Source organism: Colwellia sp. BRX10-9, from assembly GCF_014077405.1.
Lineage (GTDB): Bacteria > Pseudomonadota > Gammaproteobacteria > Enterobacterales > Alteromonadaceae > Colwellia_A.
Genome location: NZ_JACGVV010000050.1, coordinates 1 through 18,904, shown reverse-complemented (window position 1 = coordinate 18,904; position 18,904 = coordinate 1). Strand labels below are relative to the sequence as shown.

The window sequence follows — 18,904 nt, the reverse complement described above, 5'->3', positions numbered from 1 at the left end:
ATTTGAATTAACTAAAGAAAGCGCGGTAGAAAGTTGCATAAAAAAAATCCAGTGATATCAATCACTGGATTTTGATCTCATTAGCAAATTAATCAAGCTATAAATTGCTTAACTGATCGGCATTAGGCATCTGCCGGTTTTTTTATTTATTAATAACGATTAATTGTGCTTTATGCATCGAGTTTAGATATATCGGTTATTGGGCTAATAAACGGTGATTGTAATTTTCCAACTCAAATTACCAAAGATATTGCTGCGTTAGTTGCAAATGCCAATAGCTAGATAGAAATGATTAAAACTTCATAACCACTCGACCGGTAATTTCGCCGTTGATCATATCTTCAAAGATATCATTAATATCTTCTAGTGACTTTTCAATGGTGATCGCTTTAACTTTTCCTCTAGCGGCAAAATCTAAGCATTCAACTAAATCTTTACGCGTACCCACAATAGAGCCGACAACGCTAACACCATTTAAAACAGTATCAAATATAGGTAACGGCATATCTTCGGCGGGTAAGCCAACTAGTACACACTTACCCCCACGACGAATAACTTGGTAACTTTGTTCAAAGCCACTTTTACTAACAGCGGTACAAATACTGGCATGAACGCCGCCTGTTTCAGCTAAAACTCTTGCTACAACATCATCACACTTGAAATCTAAACAAAAAGAGGCACCCAAATCTTTAGCCAATTTCAATTTTTCAGTGCCAGTATCAATAGCGATGACATTTAAGCCCATTGCTACAGCATATTGCACAGCTAAATGCCCTAAGCCACCAATACCAAAAATAGCTACCCATTCACCTGGTTTAGCCGTAGATACTTTTAATGCTTTATAAGTTGTAACACCTGCGCAAAACAAGGGGGCAGCATCTACATAGCTAATCTCGTCTGGTATTTTTACAACATAGTTGCCATCTGCTTTACAGTATTCAGCATAACTCCCATCAACAGAGTACCCTGCATTTTGCTGTAACAAACAGAGGTTTTCATTACCAGATAAGCAGTAATCACAATATCCACAAGCACTATATAACCATGGAATACCTACACGGTCACCAAGATTAAGGTGCTTAACTTGCTCGCCTACTTCAACGATTTCTCCAACACCTTCATGGCCTGGAACAAGTGGCATCTTAGGTTTTACTGGCCAGTCACCATGACACGCATGTAAGTCGGTATGACATACACCACAAGCATGAACCTTTACTAAAACTTCATGACTCGAAATTGTAGGCTTATCAAGTTGTTTAATCTCGAGCTTGTCTTTGAATTGATGAATAACAGCTGCTTTCATTAGTGACCTTTCTTTACGTTAATACATTGTAAAAAATATTATAGTACTCAACTTTAATAAAAATATGATGTAGAACAATAAATGGTCAGAAAGAAACGTTAATGGCTATCTTAATTTGTTAATAAATAATAGCCATTTAGTAAAGGTGAGTTATTTTTCTTGAGACATAATAATGTTTACTTATATCAAGGTGAAGACTGTTTTATTCATGGCTTTTAAGCGTGAATGCATATCTTGAACATTAATTTTTTGATCTGCCGATAACACCAATAAGCGATTATTACTCACCGGTCAATCTGATGTGATCAGCAAGAATTAATATTAAGTTATTCTTTGTCGGCGATACGGATTGACGCTTTAATGATGTTGACCGCTTCTCTAGTTTTACCTCTTCGGCTACCTAAGGCTTCAATTTTAGTTAAGCTATCTTCTACATCAGTCACTACTTTACCAAAAACAGTATGATTACCGTCTAAATGAGGTGTCGCGTTAAAAGTAATGAAAAATTGACTGCCATCAGTGCTTGGACCTGAATTTGCCATACTTAACATACCCGGTTCACTGTGGCCTATGTCACTATTAAATTCGCCATCGTATTTATAACCTGGGTTGCCCGTGCCATTACCCAATGGATCGCCACCTTGTGCCATAAAGCCAGGAATAACACGATGAAAATTTAGCTCATCATAGAAACCCAATTTAGTTAAGTAAATAGTACTAGAAGCATGCATAGGCGCAGAGTCAGTGAATAGCTTGATGGTCAGATTACCTTGGTTTGTTTGCAGCTCCCAAAAGTAATCTTTCCCTTGGGTGAAGGTCAGTAATGGCGGTTTACTTAACGTCGTTTTCCAAGCAGGGTTTGTTTTATCAACCGCTTGTTTAGTAATAAATCTATCAATAGTGTTTAATGCGGGATCTATTCCGCAACATGCGGCCAGTATCATTATTAACAAAAGACTGGTGATGATGTTTTTCATATTATTCATAAAAGACTTCTTATTTTATTTTAATTTTTTGAAAATAGACTAAGTTATCAAATATTATCAGGTATTAACGACTAAGAAATAATAATTTTTATTAACTGATCAATCATTAAGTCAGCAGCTTAAGATGACTAAGCTTTGATGCCAACAATGCTGTTTCGTATGTAAGGCGTATTATAATATTTTTAGCACTTCACTAGAGGGGAGAAGTGTTAAATAACGGCTAATAAAAAACCGACAGAGGCCGGTTTTACATTACTATGTTATTAGCAGAATATTACCTTTATATTCTTTGTTAAAACTTAAACGTTTTACTGTGCTTGCCGCCTTTTTCTGAGTCTACTGTCACTTTATAAGTCCCTTTGCCATCGACAATCCATTTCACTATGGTTGTTGAGTGACCCGCAAGCGTGGCGACCTTAATCGTTGCTGGGTTTAAGTCGTGGTCAGTATGTGTGTTGGCACCTTCGCTAATAACGGTTAACCCACTTAATATTGAAAAGTCATCCGAGAGAATCGATATGCGGTCTTCAAACGACAAATTATTATTAATGTCTTGTGATAATCTTGTCGGAATTGCTCGCTCATTAGCAATATTAACCGTTATTTCATACAAACCATTACTGAGCTTGCGCGTTGATGAACGAGTTACTTCTAACTGTGGCATATGGTAGGCGTGAAATAAGGTAAAGGCCATATTTCGGTGTGCTTCTTCTTCTAATAGGAAAGAAGGGGGCGTTCTACCAAAATTCTTCTTAAAACCGCCAACTTCTATATCGCCATAAATTGGATGCTTTACTTTAGTCCAAGGAACAAAAGCATCACCAAATAAAATATGCTTGTTGAAATTGTGATTTTGATTGCCTAATTTATCGCTTGTTTTATCGTTTGGGCGAAACATATTAGCCGATGTCCAAAGTTCATTCGTAAATGCCATAATACCGTTGTTGCCATAAAACCAATCAAATTCACCACCGTAGACTTGATAAAGATCTTTCCAAGCGACGAGGTAGCGATAATTGGGTAGTATTTGCTCACCTTGGTTGGCGATAAAATCATAGACGCTAATATCAGAACGGGTATATTTGTTATTGGCTTTACCCGGACCACGTAAAATCATACCACCGGTATTATGGTAACTTTGCGCGGCAGCAATATTACGATGAGCTTTAACAAATTTAGCCACTGCACTGGTTTCTTTTAATGAAAAAGGGTAACGGCGTGCACCTCTTTGAATATAAGCTGGCTCCCATTCATGGGCCCAATCACGATTAGGATCATATTCGTAAACCCCTTTACCATCTTCGTTGACAAGACCGTCACCATCGTTGTCGTATCCTTCAGCTCCTAACATGCGGTAATCGCCAGTTTGACCTTCTGCAACAGGTACCATTAAACCTGGGTATTTCTCGTCTTCTTTATGAGTACCACGTACCTTATCTTTAATGCGCATGCGAGTAATATGGCCATCATTATTGAGATCTTCTGGACCATCTTCATCGATTTCACCGTCAAGATCGTTGTCAGTAGGTACCATGCCCGAACGAGGAGAGTGCGCAGTATTAGCCTGCTTCATAAACCAGTCACGCCCGTCAGGATTAATTGTAGGGACAATATAGAAAGCTTTATCGTTAAGTAGCTCGGTGATCCACTTCACTTTTCCGTAGCTTTCAGTTAAATACCAAGCGGTATAAAGAGAAACCTCTGTACCTTGAATCTCATTAGAGTGAATATTGCCATCAATATACATCGCCGGTTTTGTCGTATCATCACCGTTGTTATAATTGGTAATTTTAATAACAAAAATATCACGACCTTCGTAAGACTGACCAATAGATTCCAGTCGAGTAAGTTTAGGGTAAGCTTTATTTATTTTTTTGAGTATCGTTATAGTACTTTCTGAGTCATAAAAACGATTCCAGCGAATATCTACTTTTGGGTCTAAAGGCGCACCTAATGCCTGTAATCCAGTGAGTTTGTCTGCGGCTTGTGCCGTTATAGTTAACAAAGCTGTGGCCGTTAAAATGCAGGTGAGCAATATTTTTTTCATGATTAAGCTCCAAAATTAACGGTTTGTGTCACCGCATCGATGACAGGTGAAGATACTTCAAATGAGGCATCATTGAAGCCTTTGGTATTGATCAGCCACTTGATTTCTTGTTGACCGCCATGAGCGGCGATAGGCGCTAATAATGTCCGCTTGCTACCACCAATAAATTGTTCTTTGGGTAAATTCCACTGAACTCTTACGGGAAGCATCCAACGGGTGAGTTTACCCATGGCGCTTTGTGTTGGAAGTTTACCGATGTTTTTTATTTTTAAGGTCACTCGATAAAGATCTTTACCTATTTTTTTTACGCTCTGGCTCACGTTAAGCTCAGGAAAAAGTGTGGTTAAGGAAGTAATATATTCCGAACTTTTAGTTTCAGCAAATACGCTAATATCAGGATTATTTAAATAGGCAAGTCGAAAACCACCCACTTCCACCTTTTCATTTACAAAGTCTGGGTGTGAAATATTTGTCCACGGTATAATCGCCCCTTGTAGATTTTTTTCCTTGGCGTTAGTAACCAAACGAGCTTCTTTGGTATCTTCGCTTGCTGATGTGTTTTTGTTTTTTTCAACATCAGCCTCTTTGTTTTTTTCTACGTCAGCTGATTGGGCAATGGTTATTTGCTTAAAATTCCAGCCATTGGTGGCTATTGACCAACGACCACCGTGAAAATAGGCCCAGTCGTGAAAAGTACCTCGACCACGGTTTTCTGCTTTTACCTGCCAGTCTTTATGGGCTTGCTGCCATAGGTGAGTAAATAATTTATAACCGTCAACATCTTCTTTAGGCATTTTATCAAAGGCTTCCAGTGGACGTTTATATTCACTTACCAGTACTTTATTAGCCGACCAGTTTTCATGGAGGTTGTCGTATTTAGAAAAATTAACGGTCATTAAAATATTTTGATGATCGATAACAAAATCTATTAAGGCACGCGTTTCAGGTTCAGATGCTTGATTAACACCAGAGCCAATACCAAAATAGTCATAGTTATAGGTAAAGTTTTTATTTATTGCTGTTCCGCCATAGCCATCTTCATCTAATTTACCATCACCGTCGTCATCTTTTCCTTCATTGAGTAAACGGTATTGACCTGCTTCGTTTTTGAGGCGATCAACTTTTACTAATAAACTGGCATCTTGTTCACTAGCTTTGTATGGGCCAGAACTGTCTGAGATCCTTAACTGAGAAATAAAACCATCGTTGTTGAGATCATTAGGACCGTCTTCATTTATTTTTAGGTCGTTATCGTCATCTGTTTTTAAGTGATTAAAGGTCGTTGAATAACCATTTTTACCCAGTATAAAACTTGTTGCATCAGGGTTTGGCATAGGTACGATAAATATACTTTTACCATTTCGGGTGACTTTACCTGACTTTAGATCCTCGATTAGGCGCATCGCAAGTTCAGTACCGACTAAATAATCGCCATCAACGTTGCCAGTAACCAAAATTGCTGGTGAGCTTTTATCACCAAATTGAGCCACGATTATTGACTTTCCTGATCGTGAAGTACCAATTTGCTGAGTTTGAACACCCAGTTGTTTTAATTGTTTTAACATTTCTGCATGGCTGGTGTATTGGTTAATATAGTCTTGACCAAGACAACTGCCAGAGATGAGGAATAACGCGAGTAGTCGCTTCATTTACTTATATGCTCCAGTTATAAAAACGCTTAATTATTATAATTTGTTTTATAGGCGAACTTTAATTAGCCATAAAGAGTATATATTTTATTCAGTTAATTCAAAGAAAAGTGAATTAAATGAGCTGGTTTGCTAGTAATTCAGGTTAGATGATCAAAATGTATAAAAACCTAAAACAACTTAACCACTTATAATGTTGTTTTAGGTTTGTCTTGTTTATAACAATAAACGGCTTTGGGTTACGAGAATAAATCGACTGGTTTTTAATACAACTCAAATTTATCTGCATCTAAAAAGGCGGGGAATTGATTTTTAAATTTATCAAGTTTGCTGAAGTCGAGTTGGGTTGTGATGATTTGTTGTTGGTGATCAGTGGCAGAAAGTATGTTTTCACCATCAAAATTAATGAAAGTTGTGCCACCAGAGTGAGGCATATCGTTACCATCTGGTCCGATACGATTAACTCCAACGACAAAACTTTGATTTTCCATTGCCCTGGCTTTTAATAAGGTATCCCATATATGACGACGTGGAGCAGGCCAATTAGCAACGTTGACCATAAGATCATAATCTTGGCGGTTTCTCGACCAAACAGGAAAGCGCAAATCATAACAAACCAAAGGCAGTATTTTTATACCCCTAATGTTGATTGTTTTTCTGTGCTGGCCTTGCTCAACAAAGTCTTGCTCTTTACCTAAACGAAACAAATGGCGCTTGTCATAATGTTCAACCCTACCATCAGCAAAGACCCAATAAAAACGATTCACTTTTTTATCATTTTGGCTCACTAAAACCGTGCCAGCCACTACACAGTTATATTGCTTTGCTATTTTTTTTAACCAATGTAGAGCAGAGCCACCATCTTCTGGCTCTTGCACATCTTTTCTATTAATACAAAAACCGGTTGAAAATGTTTCTGGTAGCAATAATAAATCGGCAGCCGCATGGTCAGTAAAGTGATCTTTGAAAAGTTGCTCTAAACGATCAAAATTGCTTTGTTTGTCTAACCAACTAATATCGAACTGCACTGCGGCTATGGTTAAAGTTGACATAATATTCCTGCGGCCTTAAGTAGGGTATCGTCGTTTTTTGCGAAACAAAGTCTGATTACTTTATTGTTTTGATGATAAGACTCCCTTTTGTTAGCGGGATACAGGGGGCTCAATGGAATGGCGGCAACACCAACTTCTTGGGTTAACCAATGACAAAATTCACGATCATTAAGTGCTGAGATTGCAGAGTAATCAAGCAATAAAAAATAAGTACCTTTTGACGGTAGCATTTTAAAGCGAGAGTCTTTTAGTGCATTGATCAGTAAGTCTCTTTTTTGCTGATAGAAATTTGATAACTCGGTGATATGCTCGGGGTGCTGTTTTAGCATTTGCGCTATAGCTATTTGTGCCGGGGTAAATGAACAAAAGGTAACGTACTGATGAATTTTTCTAAACTCGACCGTAAGCGCATCAGGAGCGGCGCAATAACCCATTTTCCAGCCGGTGCAATGAAAGGTTTTACCAAAACTAGAGACGACAAAGGCGCGTTTAAACAAATCAGGGTAACGTAAAATACTTTCATGACGTAAGCCGTCAAACGTCATGTGTTCGTATACTTCATCGCTTATTACATATAAATCATATTTCTCAAGCAAAACTTGTAAGCTAGTAAGATCTGCAGCACTCAGTATTGAACCCGTTGGGTTGTGTGGGCTGTTGATAATAATGGCACGTGTATTTTCATTAATTGTTTGCTCAACTAAGGACCAGTTTATTGCATAGTTAGGCGCATCTAGTGCGACATGGCGACAAACTCCACCAGCAAGTTCAATGGCTGTCTCATAAGAATCATAAGCGGGATCAAAAATAATAACTTCATCATTTGGGCGAACCAGCGTTTGTATTGCAACCCATAGTGCTTCGGTAGCCCCGGAGGTTATTGTAACGTTTTTTAAGCCATTAAGTTTTTGTGCAGTGGTTAAATCTGTTTGATACTGTCGATGCACCATAGCGGCAACTTGCGTTAATAACTCAGGTAAACCGTTTGAGGGTGAGTATTGATTTTTACCTTCACTAATGGCTAAGTTTATTTTATCTTTTAAAAATTCTGGAGTATCAAATTCAGGAAAACCTTGCGACAAATTAATTGCCTGATATTGATTTGCCATCATCGACATTTCTGTGAAAATACTGGTATCTAGATTGGGCAGTTTACTGGTAAAAGAAGATGGCACAAAAGGCTCCCTGGATTATTAAGTCGATATTTTTGAGGAAAATTAGCTTAAATAAGCATGGTTCAATCGGCCTTTATTTAAATAGACCGGGAAACAATAATCGAATGTTAAGGCTAACGGCTGATGAGTTCAATCGTTATCCTTTTTAAATCGATATCTTAGTGTAAACAACCGTTAATAAATTAACGGCTACTTTTAGCGCGTACTGTTAACAACATTAAGCCAATTGCGAGAGCAGCATAATAATAAGGCATGCCTGCTTGCCAACTCATGGTGCTATTAACGCCAAAAAAGTCTAGATATAGTGCTGTTTGAATCGGTCCCATATACCAAATTGCCGGGTATAGCACTTCAAACATTCGCTTTGTGCCGGTCAATACCCCACAAAAATAAGCTAGGGATACGGTAAATGAAATGGCTATAATTAATTGTATGATTAACAGCCACTCGGCTATCGCCGCAAATCTAAGTACACTACCCAAACTTGCCAATGCTAATAATATCCATGCAGCAGAGTAGCTCGCTAAACTTTGCAATAGCGCTGACTTTTTACTGTAGGTGATTAACTCAACCGTATTTGCTTGTTTTTCTACTTGGCCGAGCTGTGAAAGCACTAAAACACACCATAACCATGACAGCGGTAAAAATATGCTAACCAGTAATTGCTGACTAATAAATAGTTGAATAATATTTAACGTTAAAAGACCTAACAGCCAGTAAATCGAATGGCTTTTTAATAATAATTTTAGTTCTAAACGTAATAAGCGAGTAAAAGCAAAGTGCTTGGTTAGCATGGTAAATAGTGCATCGAGTCGATTGAACACTTGACGGGTTAAGGTGTTTATTAGCCATGAGGTTTGTTTGGTTTCAGGTACGGGGTTTCGACTAAAGCGATCAAAAAAGATTACTGCAATAATAAAACAGCTTAAGCAAATGATCAGTAACGGCAGAATACTCGATAAATACTGTGCTGTTGGCTCTATTCCTTGCCAAAGAAAAGTGTTTACTGCATTTTCTTCATCAACAACCGTTACGCCAATATGTGTTGAGCCTGCTTGTGACGGAAAACGTTCTGCAACCTCGGTTTCTATAGCAGAAAGTATTGCGCCAACCCCTGAAACGCTTTCAATGGTTTGAACAATAGAGCCGGTCCACAAGAAAAAATAAACAACATTGCCAAAGCCCCCCTTAAGCCACTTTATTGATTCAAACATTATCGCCAGTGAAGCAACAACTAATAACACAGGTAGAACAAAGACTAATTGGGGCCAAGCTAACGCCCAAAGGTCTATCTGATAATTTTCCCCATAATAAAGTTGCAGTAAAATACAACTGATCAGCATAACCAATACGATAGTAAACAAAATTAAAACATTGGTGCACCATTTGGCGAATATAAAAGTTAACTTACTCATAGGAGTGGCAGCAATAAGTTCACAGGTCATCGATTTTCGATCTAATTCAAGACCATTCTTAATGAGATAAAAACAAATAATAGGTAAAAATAAAACATTTAACATCGCTAAACAAACACCTAACCAGGCACTGTTATAAAGACCTCTATAACCATTGATAATAAGTGTTTGATATTGAGCATCGAGTGAAGGGAAAAAAAGTAAGGTTAATACCGACATCGCCAGTAAAGTAACCACAAAGCTTTGCTGGCGTGTTCGTTGTTTAAAATCAGCGACCGTACATTGCCATAATTGATTCATTAACATGCCCTCGCAAGAACAGTTCGAGCACGCTTATTACTGGTAAAGTAGAGATACGCATCTTCTAATGTTGGCGCTCTTGGTATTGCTCGTGCATCAGGGCAGTGTTCAGCGACAATATTTAACTCGACCTTGTTGTCTTTTCGCACACTGTGGCTGACAATAAAGTCGTGCTGAATTTGTTTTAATTCATTCAAGTTAGTGGTGAGTTGCCAGCATTTATCGGCAACTTTTTCTTGTAGTGCCTTTGGAGTTGCTGATTGAATTAATTGCCCAGTTTGCATAATCGCAATTTGGTCAGCAATAGATTCAACATCTGCGACTATGTGAGTTGATAAAATAATGCAACGATCATCGGCTAATTCAGTTAATAACTGGCGAAAATTGGCACGTTCTTGTGGATCTAGACCCACAGTTGGTTCATCAATAATCAATAATTTAGGGTCATTAAGTAAAGCCTGTGCAATGCCAATGCGCTGTTTCATCCCCCCCGAATAACCTTTCAATGGCATATGAGCAGCATGGGTAAGGTTGAGCTTAGCAAGTAAATCCTCGATTCTTTGAGTCGCTAAAGATTGATTTAACCCTTTTAAGCCAGCCATGTATTGTAAAAATTCAATAGCCGACAATTGGTCATAGACGCCAAAATATTGAGGCAGGTAACCGAGTTCGTTACGCAATAATTGTGGTGATTTAACAATGTTTTGTCCTTGCCATAAAATTTTTCCTTGGCTAGGTTTTGTTATCGTAGCAAGAATACGCATTAAGCTAGATTTTCCTGCGCCATTAGCGCCTAGTAAGCCTAAAATCCCTGGTCTAACTTGTAGTGATAATGATTTGATTGCTAGTTGTGTGTGCTTGCCACTTTGGTATTGATGGCTAAGTGATTGAATATCCAATAACATTGTATTTCCCTTCGACATTAAGATGTTATCTATTTAGCAAAGTTTACGCCAAGAATAAGTTGTTTTAATTCAATGGTTTATTGTTTTTGGTTTTTATTTTTTTGAAAATAAATGTTCAATTAAACCAACTATTAGTGAAATTATTAACGATTAATAAATTTCACTAAGGTACAACGGTGACATTGTGTTTTATAATACTTGCGTGAAATAATAGCGTGGCCTTTTCAGGTGAATCAGCATGTTAATTTTAATAACTTTTAGGCATATTTGATGAAATTTATAGCTGTCTTTATTGTTGTATTCTTGTTGTTTAGTGCAACAGATGTCTACGCTTTCGAAGCGAAAAAAGTTGATGTCGGTGATATTATTTCAAAAGAACAATTCTCACGATACAAAGACGTTGGCGAATTCATCGAACATTCCCCTAAAGTCACCATTGAAGTTAAACCTGAGCCAGAAGATATCGCCGAATATGGCACTGATGTTGTTAAATCTTTGACGGGTTCCGATTGTGATAGAGACGGCATTATGGATGATAATGCTAAGTGTAATGCGGTTTATTACAAACTGTGGATGAGATATGAGCGTTAATCAATCGTCAAAATATAATCCTAAACAGTCAAGCCAAGGTAAAAGCCGTTAATGTTAGAAAATCAAAGTCAGTTGCAGGGGCATTATGATGCCCAAGGTTACTTTGTTATTAGAAATTATTTTAATGACACTGAAATTTCAGCCCTAAGACAAGTGGTATTGAAATTTCACGATCTTTGGAAAAAAGATCACGCAAAATTTTATCAAGAAGAAGCGTTCAACTCTTCTTTGATCACCGGCAGTCAGTACTTAGCATTTGACGATCGCGTTAAGCTTTTCAATTTTATTAGTTCAAAAAAAATAATGGCTGTTGTCGAGTCTGTTATAGCGGCAAAACCAGCCTTTATGAATACTCAATTGTTTTTTAACCCGGTTAATCCAGCACAAAAAGATTTTTGGCATCGAGATTGTCAATATGATCACGAGGTTGAAGAACAGAAAAAAGCTATTCAAGAGACACAAGTTGTTCACTTACGTGTGCCATTATTTGATGAGCGCGGTATGGAATTAGTGCCAGGAACACATAAACGCTGGGATAACGAAGAAGAATTTAATGTTCGACAAGAAGAAAAGGGCAGAGTGAGCAGCGAAAACCTTTCTACCGGTAAAGAAATAAAGTTAACGGCCGGTGATTTATTAGTTTTTTCGGCGGATATGATCCACCGTGGTTTGTATGGACTTGATCGATTAGCATTAGATATTTTAGTTTTTGATCCCGCTGGCGATTTTGCTGACTACGTTGATGACGATTGTTTACCCGAATTTTCGATGCTAGATAAGATTGAAAACCCAAGGTTATTTACCAATACCCTCGACTTAAAGGCAATAAAGCTAAAAGAGTAAAGCAACACTTAATATGGGTATTAATTTTTAAATTGATCTATTTGTATAGTCTAAATATTTTATAAAAAAAACAGCAGATGATTTCAATGGAGTAATAACAGCTAATCAATAGTTTATTACATTAACTTTATTACATTAACTTTATTACATTAAGTTTATAGATTATGCTTAATGATAAATGATTATAAAACGAGCTTCTCGATTAATTAACATTAGATAACATAGGTAGATTTCATTGATTCAAAAATTTGCTTCGCATGGCCAATGCCAATTCACACTCGATAATAATATTATTATTATCGATGCAGAGGGTCCATGGAATGTCGAGTTTTTCAAACAAATGCACGCTAATCTACAACAAGTCGTCCTAGAAAATTTTATCAATATAAATTACGGGATCATCGTGATACTTAAAGGAGAAACATTAGCAACACAGGAAGGTTTAGATTATCACTTGTATAAAGTGAAGCACGGAACCGCTAATGCAATTGCCATTAATATGATACATAGTTCATTTGCATTAACCACTCAACTTGAATTTGAGGCTGTGTATAAGAAGGCTGGCATTAAAAATAAATTTTTTAGTGACACACCAACGGCTAAACAATGGTTAGAGAAAGAATTAGTTTCCTTATAATTGTTTTTAAAAATAGTGTGCTATTAAAGCGTTTTTTGCGCATTTTGAAAGCCAAAGTATTGTTATTTTAGTGTTCTCTTGAATATATACTTTTCTGGATATTTATTTGAGCTGAACTGAACTACTCTTAAACTTATTAGTTTGCGGCTAAGTTAAAATGAGCACTTGTTGTGTTTCTGCGTTTATCGACTAATGTTTAGCGACCAATTATTTTTTATGAGTGACTTAAGCTGGCAGAAATAGTTTACTGTTGTCTATCGTCTATTTTTTAACTATCTATTTTGACGCGAGTAAGGCGTTAGGTGATTTTATGTTTACAGAGAATCCAGAAGACTTTATCTATAATTCATCGATTGGTATTCATGCTGTATCGCCAGAAGGTATTATTGTTTATGCCAATGAGTGTGAGCTTGAAGTGTTAGGTTATACAAAAAATGAATATATAGGGCATCACATCTCAGAGTTTCAGATAGATGAAAGCTGTTTAGCGGACATGATGACACGTTTGAGCGATTTTGATATATTGAAAAATTATCCTGCAAGAGTTCAAGGCAAAGATGAAATTAAATATATTATCTACAACTCTAGTGTTTACGAAGAAGATGGCGAATTTAAGCATACGCGTTGTTATGGAACTGAAGTAGAAAAGGTCATTTATGATGTTTTCTTTAAACATTTTGATTTCTAACGTTAGTATTGAGAGGCAATAGCGTCTCCAAGTTGTACAAAATATTGTGGCTGTTTTGCAGTGCAGTGCTTTAATCAGTTCTTTTTATGTCTGCTATTTTCCCCATCAGCTTCTATTTGCTCGAGAAGCTGAGCGGTTTAGCGTATCCTACTCACCATTAAGTTTATTGTTATTTATTATTTATTATGAACATTGAAGTAAAAAATATTCCCGTTCCCGAAGTCACCTGTGCAAATTGCCAGGCATGTTGCTGTAGTTTAGAAGTTAGAATTATTTCAGATACTGGTGTGCCTCATCGGCATATCTATATTGATGACCATGGACACGAATCAATGTTACGACTTGATGATGGTCTGTGCTCAGCGTTAAACAGAGATACATTATTGTGTTCTATTTACGAAAATAGACCTTGGGTTTGTCGAGAATTTGAGATGGGTTCATACGAATGTATCGACGAAAGAACAGAAAAGCTCTATACCTCTTAAAATAGTTAACTGTTTATTTTATCATAATAAAAAACCCCTAATAATTAATATTAGGGGTTTTGTTTTTATACAGTATTATGATAAATAAGCGGTTAACTTACCTTATCAGCCACCACTCATTGATTAACCATTACTCACTTCTTCAAAGTCTGCGTCAATAACATCTTCGTTTTTAGCACTATCATTAGCCGCATCACCTTGAGGCTGCTCTGCTTGTGATTGTGAAGCTTGCATTATTTTACTGTGCGCTTCTTGTAATGCTTTTTGTCGCATTTCTATAGCCGCTTTATCATTACCATTAACGGCCATTTTTAATTGCTCAATTAATGTTTTAAGCTCGGCTTGTTGATCTTCATTCAAGCTAGTCATTGACGTTTGTACCGTATGAATCAATTGATCGGCTTGGTTGCGTTGTTCAACTAACTCACGTTTTTGCTTATCTTCAGTAGCGTGCTTCTGGGCATCGTCGACCATGCGATTAACTTCATCTTCAGTTAAACCACTTGATGCCGTAATTTTAATACTTTGCTCTTTACCGGTTGCTTTATCTTTTGCTGAGACATTTAAAATACCATCTGCATCAATATCAAAAGTGACTTCAACTTGCACCGAGCCACGAGGGCCGGGGTTAATATCTGTTAAGTTAAATTGACCTAACGATTTATTATCTGTTGCCATTTCACGCTGACCTTGCAATACATGCACAGTTACCGCCGCTTGATTATCTTCGGCTGTAGAGAATGTTTCAGAAGCACGTGTTGGTATCGTAGTATTTTTATCGATAAGCTTAGTCATTACACCGCCTAAAGTTTCAATACCTAGTGATAATGGCGTTACATCAAGTAATAACACATCACCGACCGTTCCTGATAACACACCTGCTTGAATCGCTGCACCAATAGCCACTGCTTCATCGGGGTTAACATCTTTACGCGGCTCTTTACCAAAGAAGGTTTTAACTGCTTCTTGTACTTTTGGCATACGTGATTGACCACCTACCAAAATAATTTCATCAATATCACCTTTACTTAAGCCAGCATCTTTAAGTGCTTGGTCACATGGAGCGATAGTCTTTTTCACTAAGTCATCAACCAAAGACTCTAATTTTGCTCGGGTAATTTGTACGTTTAAATGTTTAGGACCACTAGCATCAGCAGTAACATACGGTAAGTTTACGTCAGTTTGTAATGCTGATGACAACTCTATTTTTGCTTTTTCAGCCGCTTCTTTAATACGCTGTAACGCTAATGGGTCTTGGTGAATATCAATACCACTTTCTTTTTTAAATTCATCAGCAAGGTAGTTAATCAGGCGTAAATCAAAGTCTTCGCCACCTAAAAAGGTATCACCATTGGTTGCTAATACTTCGAATTGTTTTTCGCCGTCTACATTAGAAATTTCAATAATTGAAATATCGAAGGTACCGCCACCTAAATCATAAACCACCACTTTTTGGTCAGCTTTGTTATTTTTATCAACGCCGTAGGCTAATGCCGCAGCTGTTGGTTCATTAATAATACGCTTGACATTAAGTCCAGCAATTTTACCTGCATCTTTGGTTGCTTGGCGTTGTGAATCATTAAAATAAGCAGGGACAGTAATAACCGCTTCGGTAACCGTTTCACCTAAATAGGCTTCAGCATCTTTTTTCAATTTACGTAAAATTTGCGCTGATACTTCTTGTGGTGATAATTTTTTACCATTAACTTCAACCCAAGCATCACCATTGTCTGCTTTGACAATTTTATAAGGGGCTAACTTAATATCTTTTTGTACTTCTTTATCATCAAATTTACGACCGATTAAACGTTTAATCGCAAATAATGTATTTTTAGAGTTGGTAACGGCTTGTCTTTTTGCCGGTTGGCCCGCTAATGTTTCCTCGTTTGCATAAGCAACAATTGACGGAGTGGTGCGGCTACCCTCAGCATTTTCAATAATTTTAGCAACGCCACCTTCCATAACTGCTACACATGAATTTGTTGTACCTAAATCTATACCAATAATCTTAGACATAATAATTACCTATTATTTATTAAAAAAGGTCTAATGCTTTATGGTCATTATCCAGCAAGCAGTTTGACCGTATAAACAAACTAACGTGATGTTTTAACGTTAGGCGTTTGGTTAGTGGCGCTATAATACCTAAGGTCATAAAATGCTTCTGTCACAAATATGACAGTATCGATCATTTTATAATTTTTATATTATCTCGGCTTTATAAGTTAAAAGTCAGTAGATTAACGTGAGAAATAGTATTGAAATTTAAAAAGCAACATTGTCTTTTGCTCTATAGATACAAAGAGTAGAATAAAACTATTCTTACCCGCTATGGCTTAAATACTACTCTTATGAATAAAGACGCTACTCATCTACCTCAAAAAGCCAGCCCAGTTTTAGTAAAGCAAGCTAATATTTTTGCAGATTTACCGGCGAAGTTAATTGAAGATTTTCAACAAGAGTTTCAGCTTGATGAATGGTACAAAGGTGATTACTTTAATCCGGCTTTACTTACTCAGCGATTTTTTGTGGTGATTAGCGGTAGTTTAGAAATTAAACAAAGTAATCCAGAAACGGGCAGAGAAGCCACTTTAGATATGCTTTATGCGGGTGACTGTTTTGACTTAATGGTGCTGTTAGACGATCAACCACATGAGGTTATTGTTTCACCTTTAACAACGGTAAAGTTATTGTCAGTGAAACTTTCCACCATGCGGCATTGGTTGTGGACGTATCCAGAGTTTAACCAGCAATTTATGCCTTACTTAGCGAAAAAAATGCGTGAAAAAGAACAACAAGCCAGTAGCCTAGTTTTACACGATGTTACCACACGTTTAAGCCGTATTATTTTAGAACATATTAATAAAATTAAGTTTTATAACGGCACAATAGAAGCAGAGCATCAACATCATTTGGTTAACGGTTTAAACGATGAAACCTTAGCGCGGATGACTGGCTCAGTTAGGCAAGTGATTAATAAGCAGTTACAACACTGGAAAAAAGAAGGTACGCTTGACAAAAAACGTAATCAATTGATTATTAAAGATTTAGAGGCTTTAGTGAAAGAAGCTAAATATACAGAAACTTTACCTAACGCCCCTTTTTTTAAACCCTAAAGACAAAATTATCGATAATTAATAGGGTAGCCGGTGTGTCTACATTGGTTGTTTTACCTGATTTTTCAATTTCGTATTGGATTATCAAATCATTTTCAACGATTGCATCGACATGTTTTTTAAGAAGCAGTGATAGACGAGCAATAGATTGCTATTACTACTTGAGACCACACTATTTGCATAAGCCTGTTTAATATAGCTGCTGATAAACAGCCATCATCATCGCTTTTATAGCGCCGATATTTAAATATTGGCTTTTTATCGTATTGAAAAATGGTCTTCACAATAACACGATTATTTGTCGATTTTTAGCATCACTAGTTAGCTGTTTTTATTTATCTATCTATTCAATATTCTATTGAATTTAAGTTATTATTTCCTCATTTATTTCCTCATTTATTTCCTCATTTATTTGCTTATCGTCATGGGTGTTAGTTTACGCATTCGTAAGTGTCTTTATGATACTGGTATACCTCTGCCAAAGACCTTGAGTCGGCTGTGCACTAAAGTGCTATTGCTTGTTTAAGGTACTTTCATTCATTATCTAACCCACTATTTATTTTGGTTAATATTATGTCTACTCTCAAATGTTTAACTTCATTATCGATATCACTGACGCTAGTATTTAGCTTGTTTAGTCAAAATTCTTATGCTCAATTAACTGAGTTAAAAGATTTCAGTGATAATCCAGGCAACCTAACGGCAAGTTATTTTTCACCGGTAACCGCTAAGCCTAATATCGTTGTATTACTTCATGGCTGCGCGCAAGAGGGAAAAGAATTGGCGAGGCAAAGTGGTTTGCTTGGTTTAGCACAACAGCATAATTTTGCCTTGTTAATTCCTCAGCAAAGCCTAGAAAATAATATTAAGGGTTGTTTTAATTGGTATTCTGCTAGTGATTACGCTACAGAAACCGGTGAAAATTTATCAATAAAAAATATGATATTGGCCTTAAAGAAACAGCTGGTTGGGCAAAATATCTATATTTTAGGCTTATCTGCTGGTGGCGCTATGTCAAGCAGTTTATTAGTTAATTATCCTGAACTTTTTACTGCGGGGGCAATCGTTGCTGGCATTCCATTTCCTTGTGCCGATGGTTTAATTACCGCTATTTCTTGTATGAAAAACGGCCCATCACAAACGGCAGATGAACTTACATTATTAGTTCAAAAATTAAATCCAAATCAAAAAGTATGGCCAAAATTATCTATATGGACAGGAGATAATGATGCGATTGTTAATCCGTTGAATGCGATTACCTTAGCTGATCATTGGGCTACGTTATCAGGAGTAACGTTAATACCCCAAGTAAAAGCTAAAGCAGGTTACACCCGTAAATCCTGGGGAGATAAGCAAGAAAAAGTTCAGGTAGAGTTAATGACTATCGCTAATGTAGGTCATGGCATTATGGTTAATCCGAAAGAAGTTAATGGTGGAGAAACAGCCAACTACTTACTTGAATCTCCTATTAGTACCGCTAAACACATTGTTGACTTTTGGCTCTTGGCTTCAACAAAAAATAACGCACCTTAAATATAATCCTTAATAAACAACGACTTGGTTGTGGTACTATAGTGCTAATTATTTTTGTTAAATTATCAAGTAGAGTGTAAATAGTTGTAATAACAACGTGACTAAAATTGGGGTTCAAAAGAACAAGTAAGACAACAAAATACAAAATATAAAATATAAAATATAAAACATAAAATATA

16 protein-coding genes are annotated in these 18,904 nt (G+C 36.7%); 7 read left to right on the top strand and 9 right to left on the bottom strand.

Annotated elements, in window-relative coordinates; all coding sequences use genetic code 11:
• Window positions 1–292: 292 nt before the first annotated feature.
• The 8 genes from adhP to H4J69_RS18515 all read right to left on the bottom strand — a co-directional run bounded on the left by adhP (window position 293) and on the right by H4J69_RS18515 (window position 10,832).
• The gene (gene adhP, locus H4J69_RS18550) at window positions 293–1,303 is read right to left on the bottom strand and encodes an alcohol dehydrogenase AdhP (protein WP_182213919.1); all 1,011 of its coding nucleotides are present in this window, start codon (window positions 1,301–1,303) and stop codon (window positions 293–295) included.
• A gap of 326 nt (window positions 1,304–1,629) precedes the next feature.
• Entirely contained in the window at window positions 1,630–2,289 is a 660-nt protein-coding gene (locus H4J69_RS18545; protein WP_182213917.1) for a peptidylprolyl isomerase, read from the bottom strand.
• 292 nt (window positions 2,290–2,581) lie between these two features.
• Complete coding sequence (locus H4J69_RS18540; RefSeq protein WP_182213915.1) at window positions 2,582–4,336, bottom strand: M14 family metallopeptidase; 1,755 nt, start codon at window positions 4,334–4,336, stop codon at window positions 2,582–2,584.
• A 2-nt stretch (window positions 4,337–4,338) separates the two neighbouring features.
• Window positions 4,339–5,985 carry a M14 family zinc carboxypeptidase gene (locus H4J69_RS18535; protein WP_182213913.1) on the bottom strand — a complete coding sequence of 549 codons (1,647 nt, stop codon included), beginning with the start codon at window positions 5,983–5,985 and terminating at the stop codon, window positions 4,339–4,341.
• A gap of 263 nt (window positions 5,986–6,248) precedes the next feature.
• The gene (locus H4J69_RS18530) at window positions 6,249–7,037 is read right to left on the bottom strand and encodes an amidohydrolase (RefSeq protein WP_070374218.1); all 789 of its coding nucleotides are present in this window, start codon (window positions 7,035–7,037) and stop codon (window positions 6,249–6,251) included.
• Window positions 7,025–8,155: a methionine aminotransferase gene (locus H4J69_RS18525; protein ID WP_259367778.1), complete on the bottom strand. Its 1,131-nt coding sequence runs from the start codon at window positions 8,153–8,155 to the stop codon at window positions 7,025–7,027. The genes H4J69_RS18530 and H4J69_RS18525 overlap by 13 nt, the downstream gene beginning before the upstream one ends.
• A gap of 239 nt (window positions 8,156–8,394) precedes the next feature.
• Window positions 8,395–9,927, bottom strand: coding sequence for a hypothetical protein (locus tag H4J69_RS18520; RefSeq protein ID WP_182213910.1), 1,533 nt, complete (start codon window positions 9,925–9,927; stop codon window positions 8,395–8,397).
• A complete protein-coding gene (locus tag H4J69_RS18515; RefSeq protein ID WP_182213908.1) occupies window positions 9,927–10,832 on the bottom strand; it encodes an ABC transporter ATP-binding protein in 906 nt (301 codons plus the stop codon). The genes H4J69_RS18520 and H4J69_RS18515 overlap by 1 nt, the downstream gene beginning before the upstream one ends.
• 270 nt (window positions 10,833–11,102) lie before the next feature.
• Between H4J69_RS18515 and H4J69_RS18510 the strand changes: the two genes are divergently transcribed.
• The 5 genes from H4J69_RS18510 to H4J69_RS18490 all read left to right on the top strand — a co-directional run bounded on the left by H4J69_RS18510 (window position 11,103) and on the right by H4J69_RS18490 (window position 14,076).
• A complete protein-coding gene (locus H4J69_RS18510) occupies window positions 11,103–11,423 on the top strand; it encodes a hypothetical protein (protein WP_182213907.1) in 321 nt (106 codons plus the stop codon).
• 51 nt (window positions 11,424–11,474) lie between these two features.
• Window positions 11,475–12,266 carry a phytanoyl-CoA dioxygenase family protein gene (locus tag H4J69_RS18505; RefSeq protein WP_182213905.1) on the top strand — a complete coding sequence of 264 codons (792 nt, stop codon included), beginning with the start codon at window positions 11,475–11,477 and terminating at the stop codon, window positions 12,264–12,266.
• A gap of 235 nt (window positions 12,267–12,501) precedes the next feature.
• Window positions 12,502–12,903 (top strand): hypothetical protein, encoded by a 402-nt coding sequence (locus H4J69_RS18500; protein ID WP_182213903.1) that lies wholly within the window; start codon window positions 12,502–12,504, stop codon window positions 12,901–12,903.
• 310 nt (window positions 12,904–13,213) lie between these two features.
• Entirely contained in the window at window positions 13,214–13,591 is a 378-nt protein-coding gene (locus H4J69_RS18495; protein WP_182213902.1) for a PAS domain-containing protein, read from the top strand.
• Between the two features lie 185 nt (window positions 13,592–13,776).
• Window positions 13,777–14,076: a YkgJ family cysteine cluster protein gene (locus H4J69_RS18490; protein WP_182176625.1), complete on the top strand. Its 300-nt coding sequence runs from the start codon at window positions 13,777–13,779 to the stop codon at window positions 14,074–14,076.
• Window positions 14,077–14,199: 123 nt separating this feature from the next.
• Here H4J69_RS18490 and dnaK read toward each other — a convergent pair whose 3' ends face one another.
• Complete coding sequence (dnaK, locus tag H4J69_RS18485) at window positions 14,200–16,092, bottom strand: molecular chaperone DnaK (protein WP_182213900.1); 1,893 nt, start codon at window positions 16,090–16,092, stop codon at window positions 14,200–14,202.
• 335 nt (window positions 16,093–16,427) lie between these two features.
• Here dnaK and H4J69_RS18480 point away from each other — a divergent pair, with 335 nt between their 5' ends.
• Both H4J69_RS18480 and H4J69_RS18475 read left to right on the top strand, forming a co-directional pair.
• On the top strand, window positions 16,428–17,192 hold the full coding sequence (locus H4J69_RS18480; RefSeq protein WP_070374211.1) for a Crp/Fnr family transcriptional regulator: 765 nt from the start codon (window positions 16,428–16,430) through the stop codon (window positions 17,190–17,192).
• A 573-nt stretch (window positions 17,193–17,765) separates the two neighbouring features.
• Complete coding sequence (locus H4J69_RS18475; RefSeq protein WP_182245161.1) at window positions 17,766–18,725, top strand: PHB depolymerase family esterase; 960 nt, start codon at window positions 17,766–17,768, stop codon at window positions 18,723–18,725.
• Window positions 18,726–18,904 lie beyond the last annotated feature (179 nt).

What these genes read in the sequence shown, in the direction of transcription:
- dnaK (WP_182213900.1), bottom strand. Translation starts at nt 16,092, where the DNA reads ATGTCTAAGATTATTGGTATAGATTTAGGTACAACAAATTCATGTGTA.
- H4J69_RS18515 (WP_182213908.1), bottom strand. Translation starts at nt 10,832, where the DNA reads ATGTTATTGGATATTCAATCACTTAGCCATCAATACCAAAGTGGCAAG.
- adhP (WP_182213919.1), bottom strand. Translation starts at nt 1,303, where the DNA reads ATGAAAGCAGCTGTTATTCATCAATTCAAAGACAAGCTCGAGATTAAA.
- H4J69_RS18510 (WP_182213907.1), top strand. Translation starts at nt 11,103, where the DNA reads ATGAAATTTATAGCTGTCTTTATTGTTGTATTCTTGTTGTTTAGTGCA.
- H4J69_RS18540 (WP_182213915.1), bottom strand. Translation starts at nt 4,336, where the DNA reads ATGAAAAAAATATTGCTCACCTGCATTTTAACGGCCACAGCTTTGTTA.
- H4J69_RS18480 (WP_070374211.1), top strand. Translation starts at nt 16,428, where the DNA reads ATGAATAAAGACGCTACTCATCTACCTCAAAAAGCCAGCCCAGTTTTA.
- H4J69_RS18525 (WP_259367778.1), bottom strand. Translation starts at nt 8,155, where the DNA reads ATGTCGATGATGGCAAATCAATATCAGGCAATTAATTTGTCGCAAGGT.
- H4J69_RS18535 (WP_182213913.1), bottom strand. Translation starts at nt 5,985, where the DNA reads ATGAAGCGACTACTCGCGTTATTCCTCATCTCTGGCAGTTGTCTTGGT.
- H4J69_RS18545 (WP_182213917.1), bottom strand. Translation starts at nt 2,289, where the DNA reads ATGAATAATATGAAAAACATCATCACCAGTCTTTTGTTAATAATGATA.
- H4J69_RS18490 (WP_182176625.1), top strand. Translation starts at nt 13,777, where the DNA reads ATGAACATTGAAGTAAAAAATATTCCCGTTCCCGAAGTCACCTGTGCA.
- H4J69_RS18475 (WP_182245161.1), top strand. Translation starts at nt 17,766, where the DNA reads ATGTCTACTCTCAAATGTTTAACTTCATTATCGATATCACTGACGCTA.
- H4J69_RS18505 (WP_182213905.1), top strand. Translation starts at nt 11,475, where the DNA reads ATGTTAGAAAATCAAAGTCAGTTGCAGGGGCATTATGATGCCCAAGGT.
- H4J69_RS18520 (WP_182213910.1), bottom strand. Translation starts at nt 9,927, where the DNA reads ATGAATCAATTATGGCAATGTACGGTCGCTGATTTTAAACAACGAACA.
- H4J69_RS18530 (WP_070374218.1), bottom strand. Translation starts at nt 7,037, where the DNA reads ATGTCAACTTTAACCATAGCCGCAGTGCAGTTCGATATTAGTTGGTTA.
- H4J69_RS18495 (WP_182213902.1), top strand. Translation starts at nt 13,214, where the DNA reads ATGTTTACAGAGAATCCAGAAGACTTTATCTATAATTCATCGATTGGT.